The 10829-nt window shown below is 68.8% G+C and carries 8 protein-coding genes and 2 pseudogenes; 1 reads left to right on the forward strand and 9 read right to left on the reverse strand.

All coding sequences use genetic code 11. From position 1 onward, the window contains the following. From DMX10_RS30790 to pqqA, 6 genes and pseudogenes are all read right to left on the reverse strand, one after another. A pseudogene (locus tag DMX10_RS30790) lies at window positions 1-872 on the reverse strand (S9 family peptidase); the annotation flags it as partial. 24 nt (window positions 873-896) lie between these two features. Next, a complete protein-coding gene (gene pqqE, locus DMX10_RS30795; protein ID WP_111264661.1) occupies window positions 897-2060 on the reverse strand; it encodes a pyrroloquinoline quinone biosynthesis protein PqqE in 1164 nt (387 codons plus the stop codon). Next, window positions 2032-2310: a pyrroloquinoline quinone biosynthesis peptide chaperone PqqD gene (gene pqqD / locus DMX10_RS30800; RefSeq protein WP_111264662.1), complete on the reverse strand. Its 279-nt coding sequence runs from the start codon at window positions 2308-2310 to the stop codon at window positions 2032-2034. Before pqqD ends, pqqE begins: the two co-directional genes overlap by 29 nt. Beyond that, window positions 2307-3059 carry a pyrroloquinoline-quinone synthase PqqC gene (gene pqqC, locus DMX10_RS30805; protein ID WP_111264663.1) on the reverse strand — a complete coding sequence of 251 codons (753 nt, stop codon included), beginning with the start codon at window positions 3057-3059 and terminating at the stop codon, window positions 2307-2309. Before pqqC ends, pqqD begins: the two co-directional genes overlap by 4 nt. A 28-nt stretch (window positions 3060-3087) precedes the next feature. After that, entirely contained in the window at window positions 3088-4002 is a 915-nt protein-coding gene (gene pqqB, locus DMX10_RS30810; RefSeq protein ID WP_111264664.1) for a pyrroloquinoline quinone biosynthesis protein PqqB, read from the reverse strand. Between the two features lie 44 nt (window positions 4003-4046). Continuing rightward, window positions 4047-4118 (reverse strand): pyrroloquinoline quinone precursor peptide PqqA, encoded by a 72-nt coding sequence (gene pqqA / locus DMX10_RS30815; RefSeq protein WP_003243383.1) that lies wholly within the window; start codon window positions 4116-4118, stop codon window positions 4047-4049. 408 nt (window positions 4119-4526) lie between these two features. On the opposite strand from pqqA, the gene DMX10_RS30820 reads away from it, so the two are divergent. After that, complete coding sequence (locus DMX10_RS30820) at window positions 4527-6479, forward strand: sigma-54-dependent Fis family transcriptional regulator (RefSeq protein ID WP_111264665.1); 1953 nt, start codon at window positions 4527-4529, stop codon at window positions 6477-6479. Between the two features lie 63 nt (window positions 6480-6542). On the opposite strand, the gene aldA is transcribed toward DMX10_RS30820, so the two are convergent. The 3 genes and pseudogenes from aldA to DMX10_RS30835 all read right to left on the reverse strand — a co-directional run. Beyond that, on the reverse strand, window positions 6543-7979 hold the full coding sequence (gene aldA, locus DMX10_RS30825; RefSeq protein ID WP_111264666.1) for an aldehyde dehydrogenase: 1437 nt from the start codon (window positions 7977-7979) through the stop codon (window positions 6543-6545). A 59-nt stretch (window positions 7980-8038) separates the two neighbouring features. Continuing rightward, complete coding sequence (locus DMX10_RS30830) at window positions 8039-10207, reverse strand: PQQ-dependent dehydrogenase, methanol/ethanol family (protein WP_111264667.1); 2169 nt, start codon at window positions 10205-10207, stop codon at window positions 8039-8041. Between the two features lie 514 nt (window positions 10208-10721). After that, a pseudogene (locus DMX10_RS30835) lies at window positions 10722-10829 on the reverse strand (IS110 family transposase); the annotation flags it as partial.

Genomic DNA, 10829 nt, shown 5'->3' on the forward strand with positions numbered 1-10829 from the left:
CCGAAGCCCTGCTCGAAGCGGCTCGACAGCACCCCACCCGCCTCCAGCGGCAACCAGGTGCAGGCACCCAGTTGCCAGGGCGCGGCGGCGTGGTCAGCCGCCTCGAAGCCCGTCATGGGCTGCCAGCCGGAGGCGGCCTCCTCCCAGGGCTGCCACCAGCCGTGGCGATCGCTCAGGCACAGCAGGCGACCGTCGACGGTGAAACGGGGCTGTTGCAGGGACTCGTCGCCCCCGTTGCCCGCCACCCGCCGCGGGGCCTGCCAGGTGCCGTCGTCGTCACGCAGGGCCACGCACAGGCGGGTCGCGGTCCAGGGCTGCTCGGGTCGGTTCCACTCGATCCAGGCCAGGCGGCGCCCGCAAGCGTCCAGGGTCGGCGCGGCGTAGAAGTCAGCGCCTTCGGCCACCACCCTGCGTGCGCCATCGGCCAGGGCGATGCTCACCAGGCGGTTGCGCACCGCCTCACCGCCGTGCCGCTCTTCCACCGCCAGCAACGCCTCACCCCTGGCGTCGAACTGCAGGTCGCCGAAGCGGCTGCCGGGCTGCCGCGTCAGTGGCCGGGGTGCGCCGTCGAGGCGCTGGAGATAAAGCTGCTGGTCCGCCTCGTTGACGAAGGCGACGCCCTCGGCGGTGGCACAGAAGGCACCGCCGCCGTACTCGTGCACCCGGCTGCGCAGGGAGAATCCGGGTGGTGTCAGGCAGCGCGCTTCGCCGTCGCGCCACAGCCACAGCGTGGTGCGCGCGTCCGCCGGGTCGAAAAGCGTCCATAGCAGGCCGTGGGCGCAGCGCTTCAGCTCGGCGAAGTCACGGCTGGCGCCTGCTGCATCGAGGGCGCTGAAGGCGCTGGGCCAGGTGCCGTAGGGGGCGATGGGCATCGGGATTCCTCCTGCGGCGAAGGCTCAGGCCTTGGCGATCAGCTGCGCATTGCCCGGGTTGCGGAACACCAGTTCGCCCATCCCCCGTGGCGCCTCCTCGGCCTGGCGGCGGGCGTCGAGGATGATGCCGTGGTGCGCCGACTTGCTGCACACCGGATCGGCATTGGTGGCGTCGCCGGTGAGCATGAAGGCCTGGCAGCGGCAGCCGCCGAAGTCGCGGTGCTTCTCGTCGCAGGAGCGGCACGGCTCGGGCATCCAGGCATCGCCCCGGAAGCGGTTGAAGCCGAAGGAGTCCTGCCAGATGTGGCGGATGCTGTGCTCGCGCACGTTGGGAAACTGCACCGGCAGCTGCCGTGCGCTGTGGCAGGGCAAGGCGGTGCCATCCGGGGTGATGTCGAGGAACAGGTTGCCCCAGCCGTTCATGCAGGCCTTGGGGCGCTCCTCGTAGTAGTCCGGGGTGACGAAGATCAGCTTGCAGGGGTGGTTCTGGGCCGCCAGCTTGTCCCGGTAGGTGTTGGTGATGGCCTCGGCGCGCTCCAGCTGCTCGCGGGTCGGCAGCAGGCCGGCGCGGTTGAGTTCGGCCCAGCCGTAGAACTGGCAGGTGGCGAGTTCGACGAAGTCCGCCTCCAACTCCAGGCACAGGTCGATGATGCGCTCGATGTTGTCGATGTTGTGCCGGTGGGTGACGAAGTTGAGCACCATCGGGTAGCCCGCCGCCTTCACCGCCCGGGCCATGGCCAGCTTCTGGGCGAAGGCCTTGCGCGAGCCGGCCAGCAGGTTGTTCACCGCCTCGTCGGCGGCCTGGAAACTGATCTGGATATGGTCCAGCCCCGCCTCGGCGAACTCGGCGATACGCGTCTCGGTGAGGCCGATGCCGGAGGTGATCAGGTTGGTGTAATAGCCCATCCCGCGTGCCGCGCGGATCAGCTCGGCCAGGTCCTGGCGCACCAGCGGCTCGCCACCGGAGAAGCCCAGCTGCGCCGCCCCCAGCTCACGGGCCTGGCGGAACACCTCGATCCACTCGGCGGTGGACAGCTCCGCGCCCTGGCGGTCGAAATCCAGGGGGTTGGAGCAATACGGGCACTGCAGCGGGCAGCGATAGGTCAGTTCGGCCAGCAGCCATAAGGGCGGGCCGGGCTGGCGGGCCGTGCCGAGTGGTTCAACGCAACTCGATCCAGAACTGAGCACTGGCCACCTCCATGAACGCGAGGATGTCCTCGTCCACCCCCGGCACATCGGGGAAGCGCCCGGTGAGGTCGTCGATGATGGCGGCGACGCTGCGCTGGCCGTCGATCAGCTTGAGGATTTCGCTGGCGCTCTCATTGAGCTTGATCATGCCTTCCGGGTAGAGCAGCACATGGCAGCCCTGGGCCGGTTCGAACTGGAAGCGGAAGCCCCGGCGCAGTTGCGGGGTCTTCGATTGCAGCTCCTCGCTCATTGCCCCAACCCCCGGTGCCAGACCCGCTCGCGGGTCACCGTGTGGTAGGGCGGGCGCTCCAGCTCGTAGGCCATGCTCATGGCGTCGAGCATGCTCCACAGCACGTCGAGCTTGAACTGCAGGATCTCCAGCATGCGCGCCTGCTGCTCCACCGTGCGGTAGTGCGCCAGGGTGATGCGCAGGCCGTGCTCCACATCGCGCCGGGCCTGGGACAGGCGCGAGCGGAAGTAGTCGTAGCCGGCCGGGTCGATCCAGGGGTAGTGGGTGGGCCAGGCGTCCAGCCGCGACTGGTGGATCTGCGGCGCGAAGAGTTCGGTCAGCGAGCTGCTCGCCGCCTCCTGCCAGCTGGCGCGGCGGGCGAAGTTGACGTAGGCGTCCACGGCGAAGCGCACCCCCGGCAGCACCAGTTCCTGGGACAGCACCTGCTCACGGTCCAGCCCCACCGCCTCGGCCAGGCGCAGCCAGGCTTCGATGCCGCCCGCCTCGCCCGGTGCGCCGTCGTGGTCCTGGATGCGCTGGATCCACTCGCGGCGGGTGTCGCGGTCCGGGCAGTTGGCGAGGATCGCCGCATCCTTCAGCGGGATGCACACCTGGTAGTAGAAGCGGTTGGCCACCCAGCCCTGAATCTGCTCGCGGCTGGCGCGGCCCTGGTACATGGCCACATGGAAGGGGTGGTGGATGTGGTAGTAGGCGCCCTTGGCGCGCAGTGCCTGTTCGAATTGCTCGGGACTCATGGCGGTCTGTTGCATGGACAGCTCCTTGTTATGCGCCACCGGCTCAGAGGCGGATGGCCATGCCATCGCGGGCCACTTCGATACCGCGCGCGTCCAGTTCGGCGCGCTCGGCGGAATCGGCATCGAGGATGGGGTTGGTGTTGTTGATGTGGATGAGTACCCGGCGCTTGTCCGGCAGGCCGCCCAGCACCTCCAGCATGCCGCCGGGGCCGCTCTGCGGCAGGTGGCCCATCTCGCTGCCGAGCTTGTCGCCCACCTCGCACAGGCGCATCTCGTCGTCGCGCCAGAGGGTGCCGTCCACCAGCAGGCAGTCGGCGCGGCGCATCCAGCCCAGCAGCGCCTCGTCCACCTGGCCCAGGCCCGGCGCGTAGAAGAGCGAGCCGCCGGTGCGCAGGTCCTCGACGAACAGGCCGATGTTGTCGCCCGGGTGCGGGTTGCCCCGGTGCGGCGAATAGGGCGGCGCGCTGCTGCGCAGGGCGATGGCGGTGAAGCGCAGCCCCGGGCAGGCGGGGATGCTGAAGGGCTCGCCGTCCAGGGCGATGGGGTTCCAGAGCAGGCCGCCGTTCCAGTGCTGCAGCATGGTGAACAGCGGGAAGCCGCTGGTCAGGTCCTGGTGGACCATCTCCGTGCACCACACCGAATGCGGGCAGCCCTCGCGCAGGGTCAGCAGGCCGGTGACGTGGTCGATCTGGCTGTCCATCAGCAGCACCGCGGCGATGGCCGTGTCGCGCAGGCGCCGGGCCGGCTGCAACGCCGGGAAGGCCTCGATCTGCGCGCGGATGTCGGGGGAGGCGTTGCACAGCACCCAGTTGATCCCGTCATCGCTCAGGGCGATGGAGGACTGGGTGCGCGCCTCGGCGTTGAGGGTGCCGGCGCGCAGGCCGGCGCAGTTGCGACAGTTGCAGTTCCACTGCGGAAAGCCTCCGCCGGCGGCGGAGCCGAGAATCTGGATATGCATGGGAACCCCTGGCGGGAAGCCCCGGCGGACCGGGGCAAGGACGATCAGCGGTTGGCGAAGTACATGGTCACTTCGAAGCCGATGCGCAGGTCGGTATAGGCGGGTTTAGTCCACATGGGTCGATCCTCTTCTTATGGCGCCGGAGAATTCCGGCAGGTTTGAGTTAACCACCAGGCCCGATACCCCCGAATGCTACTTTCGAACGAGTTCCGGTCCTGATTTGGTAGCGTGCGTGCGACAGCTGTGCGCCCGCCCGCTACAGCTGTCGCATCGCTGCGACGGCTGCCCATGCGCCCCGCACGGCAGGGCCCGGCGACGAGGCGCCCTGGGCCGGGCCTTGCGGCGGCGACTGAAGCTTTCGGCATGTGCCTTGCTGTATCCAGGCCACCTCCGACGGATGGATAACGGCGGGCGGCAGCCCTGCGGTCTATGGTTGGAGCGTCCGGCCGGGCTGCCGGTTCGACAAAAACAACAAGACGCCGAGGTGCGCCCCCAGGGGCCGCCAACGGCCAACGGGAGTGCCTATGACCTTGCCTGCCTCGGAGACCAGCGCCAGCGAACTCGCGGCCTTCGTCGACCACCACTTCCCCGGGCGCGGCATCCGCCCCGACGGGCTGATCGCCCAGTCCTGGTACCGCAGCGTCACCCAGCACCGCCTCGACCCGAGCGGGCGTGGCGAGAAGAACATCCTCACCGCCGCCGAGATCCGCCAGCACCAGGCCCAGCACCAGGAATACCTGGCCATCGCCAGCCAGGGCGTCACCGGCCTCGCCCGCCGCGTGGTGCAGGCCGGTTTCGCGGTGCTGCTCAGCGACGAGGACGGCATCACCCTGGATGCCCGCCTGCCCGCCGAGCGCGACCGCTACACCCAGTCCGGCCTGATCGTCGGCGCCCGCTGGGACGAGTCCGTGGTCGGCACCAACGGCATCGGCACCGCCCTGGCGGCCGGCCAGGCGCTGACCATCCACCGCCAGGAACACTTCCTCGCGGCCAACGCACGGCTGAGCTGCTCGGTGTCGCCGATCTTCGACCCCCAGGGCCGGCTGCGCGGCTGCCTCAACGCCACCTGCCTGAACAGCGACGGGCCCAAGGAGGCGCAGTACCTGACCCTGCAACTGGTGATCCTGTACGCGCGGCTGATCGAGAACGCCCACTTCCGCCAGAGCTACCGCGACCGCCTGACCCTGTCCATCAAGCCCCGCGACGACATCACCGACCTGGCCAACGAACAGTTGCTGGCCCTGGATGAACAGGGCCGGGTGATCGGCGCCAACCGCGCCGCCTTCGTCGCCCATGAAGAAGACCCCGGCAGCGCCCTGCTCGGCCGGCGCATCGACAGCCTGCTGCCGGCCAACGTCGACGAGTTGCTCAGCCTCACCAGCGGCGGCGCCCGTGGCGTGCGCCTGCGCGCCCTGCAGGGCGAGGCGCTGGTGGACGTCGGCCTGCGCATTCCCGCCGGGCACCTGCGCCCGGCCACGCCCGCTCCGCAGGTGCGCACAGCGGCCAGCGAGCACCCCAATCTGGAACGCCTCGGCGGCAGCGACCCACAGTTGCAGCAAGGCGTGCGGCGTATCCGCAAGGTGATCGACAAGGGCATTCCCATCCTCATCACCGGCGAGACCGGCACCGGCAAGGAGGCCTTCGCCCGCGCCATCCACCAGGCCAGCGCCCGCCGTGCCGGGCCCTTCGTCGCACTCAACTGCGCGGCGATCCCGGAGACGCTGATCGAGAGCGAACTGTTCGGCTACCGCGGCGGCAGCTTCACCGGCGCCAGCAAGAAGGGCATGAAGGGCAAGCTGGAGCTGGCCAACGGCGGCACCCTGTTCCTCGACGAGATCGGCGACATGCCCGCCCACCTGCAGACGCGCCTGCTGCGCGTGCTGGCCGAGCGCGAGCTCTTCCCCCTGGGCGCCGAAGCACCGGTGCCGCTGGATGTGCAGGTGGTCTCCGCCACCCACCAGGACCTGGCCGGGATGATCCAGGCCAAGCTGTTCCGCGAGGACCTGTTCTACCGCCTCAGCGGCATGACCCTCTCCCTGCCGGCCCTGCGCGAACGCAGCGACCGCGCCGAGCTGATCGAGGCCCTGCTCGCCGCCCAGCCCGGCGCCGAAGGGCTGCACCTGGACGAGGCGGCCCGCCAGCGCCTGCTCGCCCATCCCTGGCCGGGCAATATCCGCCAGTTGCTCAATGCCCTGCGCTACGCGGTGGCCCTGGCCGAGGACGGCGTGATCGACTGCGATTGCCTGCCCGCCGAGCTGCATCAGGCTGCCCTCCCCGCCACGCTCGCGCCCCGCGCCGAAGCGCCCGCCAGCCTCGCCGGCCAGCTGGGTGACGACGAGGCCCGGCACCTGCTGGCCACCCTGCGCCAGCACCGCTGGAACATCAGCGCCGCGGCCGAGGCCTCGGGCATTTCCCGCTCCACGCTGTACCGCAAGATGAAGAAACACGGCATCGTCCAGCCCAATGAGATGTTCTGACCCGTAGGGGCGAATTCATTCGCGATCAGGCGTGACGGCGAACACCACCGCCACGCCTGCCCCTCACGCCTGGATGTACACCACATGGGTGTGGGTGAACTCGTACAGCCCGTGCTTGCCATCCGCGCCACCGATGCCGGATTTGCGCGTGCCGGCGTGGAAGCCCTGCATGGCCTCGAAGTTCTCGCGGTTGACGTAGGTCTCGCCGAAGTCGATCTCGCGGCTGGCCTTCAGCGCCGCGCCGAGGCTGCGGGTGTAGATGGACGAGGTCAGGCCGTACTCGCTGTCGTTGGCCAGGGCGATGGCTTCGTCGAGGTCGTCGACGATCTGGATCGGCAGCACCGGGCCGAAGATCTCCTTGCGCATGATCTCCATGTCCGCCTTGCAACCGGCCAGCACCGTGGGCTGGTAGTGGAAGCCCTTGCCCTTGTCGGCCACGGCGCCGCCGGTGACCACCTGGGCACCCTGGCCCTGGGCGGTGCGCACCATCTGCGCGACCTTGTCGAGGCCGGCCTGGTTGATCAGCGGGCCCATATCCAGCTCGGCGTCCTCCGAGGGGTCGCCGTAGCGGGTGGCGGCCATGGCCGAGGCGATCTTGTCGATGAAGGCATCGGCCACCTTGCGCTCGACGTAGACGCGCTCGGCGCAGTTGCACACCTGCCCGGTGTTGATCACCCGCGAGGCGGTGATGGCGGTCACCGCCAGGTCCAGGTCGGCGTCGGCGAGGACGATGGCCGGGGCCTTGCCGCCCAGCTCCAAGTTGAGCTTGGTGATGTTCGGCGCGGCGGCGGCCATGATCCGCGCGCCGGTGTTGACGCTGCCGGTGAAGCTGATCAGGTCCACGCCCGCGTGGCTGGTGAGGCTGTGGCCAACGCTGGCGCCACGCCCGCCAACGACGTTGAACACGCCGCTGGGCAGGTCCGTCTCGGCCACCAGGCGGGCGAATTCGTAGCAGTTGATCGGCGTTTCTTCGCTGGGCTTGATGACGATGGTGTTGCCGGTCAGCAGGGCCGGCGCCATCTTCCGGGCGATGAGGAAGAACGGGAAGTTCCACGGCAGGATGCCGGCCACCACGCCCAGCGGCTTGCGCAGCAGGAACACGTGTTCGTTGACCCGGTCGCTGGTCAGCACCTCGCCTTCCAGGCGCCGCGCCCACTCGGCCATGTAGTCCAGGTAGTCGGCGGTGAAGTTGACCTCCACCAGCGCCAGCGCCGGCACCTTGCCCTGTTCGCGGGTGATGATCCGCGCCAGGCGCTCGGCATTGGCGCGTACCTTGGTGGCGATCTGCCGCAGGTAGCCGGCGCGCTCGATGGCCGGCTTCGCGGCCCAGGCCTTCTGCGCGCCACGGGCGGCGGCGATGGCGCGTTCCACCTGCTCGACGGGGGATTCGGGCACCCGCGCCAGCAGCTCGGCGTTGGCCGGGTTGTGCACCTCGATGTGCTGGTCGCTGCCGACGAAGGCGTTGGCGATGTAGTTCTGGTAGAGGGGGGTCTCGGTCATGGTCGCTCTCGCTTGCTTTCAGGGAGGGGAACGGGCGGGCATCCGGCCCGCCCGGCGGATCACTTGGCGCTGAAGCGCTTCCAGGCGTCGCCTTCCTGCTTGAGGTCATGGGCGCGCTTGATCAGGTACTGGTGGATCTGCTCGACCTCGGCGGCGTTGAAGGCCTCGGCGAAGGACGGCATGCCGTCGGGCACGCGACCGCCGTAGAGGATGCCGAGGAACATCTGGTGCTTCTCGGTCGTCAGCTTGCGCAGGTCCGGCAGCACGCCGCCGCTCACCGCGTGGATGCCGTGGCACTGGGAACAGTGGCCGTCGTAGAGCTTGGCGCCGGCCTCGACGTCCGCAGCGCTGGCGGTCAGTGGCGGCGGCTCCGGGGCGTCGGCCGGCGGTGCCGGCTCCTGCAGCTTGGCGGTGCCGCCGAGCTTGTAGGTCAGCACCTGGGAGAAGGGCTGCACGCCGGCACGCAGGGACAGGGCCCCGGCGAAGGTGGAAAAGGCGCCGCCCCAGCCGGCCATGAAGGTCACGTACTGCTCGCCGTCGACGCTGTAGGTCACAGGTGCCGCCATCACGCCACTGGCGGCGGGTTGCTCCCAGAGCTTCTTGCCGCTGTCGGCGGCGTAGGCGATCACCCGGCCATCGGCGCTGCCCTCGAACACCAGGTTGCCCGCCGTGCTCAGGGTGCCGCCGTTGAAGATGGTGACGTAGGGCACCTCCCAGACCGGCTCCTGTTTCACCGGGTCCCAGGCGATCAGCTTGCCGGACCAGGTCTTGGCCATTTCCAGCAGGCCGTCCGGGCCCTCGGGCATCATCCCGGTCTTCAGGCCCAGCTGGTACATGCTCTTGAACGGGTTGCGCCTGGGCGCATCCGGGATGTGCTCGTAGTAGGCCGACATGATGTGCGCCGGGATGTACACCAGCCCGGTGTTGGGGTTGTAGGACATCGGGTGCCAGTCGTGGGCGCCCCAGAAGGCCGGGGTCACCAGGTTGCGCTTGCCGTTCTTCCAGTAGGCGGCGTTCTCCTCGTCGACGATGGGCCGGCCGGTCTTCATGTCCATGCCCTTGGTCCAGTTCTGCGGCACGATGCCCTTGGCCGAGAGCAACTCGCCGGTGGCGCGGTCGATGACGTAGAAGAAGCCGTTCTTCGGTGCCTGAATCAGCACCTTGCGCTGCTTACCCTCGATGGGCAGCTCGGCGAGGATCATGTGCTGGGTGGCGGTGAAGTCCCAGGCGTCGCCGGGGGTGGTCTGGTAGTGCCAGGCGTATTCGCCGGTGTCGGCGTTGACCGCGACGATGGAGGACAGGAACAGGTTGTCGCCCTTGGCCTGGCTGCGCCATTTCGGGTCCCACAGCGAGCCGTTGCCGACGCCGATGTAGAGCAGGTTCAGCTCCGGGTCGAAGGCGAAGGAGTCCCAGGCGGTGCCGCCGCCACCCTGCTCGACGAAGGCGTCGCCGTACCAGGTCTTGCGGGCGATCTCCATGGCCTTGTCTTCCGGCGGCAGCTTGGGGTCGCCCGGTACGGTGAAGAAGCGCCAGGCCTGCTTGCCGGTCTCGGCGTCGTAGGCGGTGACATAGCCGCGCACGCCGAACTCGGCGCCGCCGTTGCCGATGATCACCTTGCCGTTCACCACGCGCGGCGCACCGGTGATGGTGTAGCTGCGCTTCTTGTCGTTGCGCGTGTCCACCGACCAGACGCGCTTGCCGGTCTTGGCATCGATGGCCTCCAGGCGGCCGTCGAGCACGCCGACGTAGATCTTGTCCTTCCACACCGCCACGCCACGGTTCACCGCGTCGCAGCAGGCCTCGCCGGCGCGGTTGCGGTCCGATTGCGGGTCGTACTTCCACAGCAGCTTGCCGTTACGCGCATCCAGCGCGTAGACCACCGAGAAGGGGCCGGTGGTGTACATCACCCCGTCCACCACGATGGGGGTGGCTTCCACGCCGCGGTCCAGGTCGAGCTTGTAGCTCCAGGCCAGGCCGAGCTTGCCGACGTTGTTGTCGTTGATGGTCTTCAGCGGGCTGTAGCGCTGCTCGTCGTAGGTGCGCCCGTGGCTCATCCAGTTACCGGGCTCCTGGTCGGCGGCGATGATGCGCTTGCCGTCCACGTCGGCCGCCCAGGCGGCCGAGGAACAGGCCACGCCCAGGGCGATGGCGGCGATCAGGTGCTTGAGGGTCGAGGCGGCGGGCGGCGGCTCCCAGCCTCCGCTGCGTTGCAGGCCGATGTGCTTCATCAATGGGTCTCCGATTCTTATTAGGGCCGCAGCCTCGCGCCACGGTCCCAGCCCTGTCGCAATGGCTGTGCCAGCGTTGCGCTGGATGGCTGCAGGGCCCGTGGCAGATGGGTTTGGCGAGGGTGACGGCGCCAGCGTGATGAAGTGGAGACGCGGGCAACTGTCGCAGGCGCAGGACAGGCGCAACGAGAGGTGGAACAGCTGTGTCAGGGCCGTGGGAGCAACCCGTGGCGTAGGGTGGATGACGCTTCACCCATCCACCATTGCGGCGTCCAGCCCCACATACTGGTTGCCGGCCTGCACGCAACCGTAGGTTGGCGCCGAGCGCAGCGAGGCCCAACGGAGCGACGTCCGGCCTTGCGACGTTGGGCTTCGTACCTCAGCCCAACCTACGGGAACTCCGTGTTTAACGACCAACACCGCTTGGTGGATGAAAAAGCGCCATCCACCCTACGAATTACCGCGCCCGAACCAACCTCGGCGGTAGGCCGGAATGTAGATACCGTCTTGATTCCTAGTGAGCAAGGGCCAGTTTTGCGTCAAATGGCTGGCCCGATTTCAAGACGCCATAGGCGATGTTCAGCAGCTTGCGCATCGCTGCGCAGACGATCTGCTTGCCAGT

This window comes from Pseudomonas sp. 57B-090624 (assembly GCF_003234055.1).
In the GTDB taxonomy this organism is placed as follows: domain Bacteria; phylum Pseudomonadota; class Gammaproteobacteria; order Pseudomonadales; family Pseudomonadaceae; genus Metapseudomonas; species Metapseudomonas tohonis.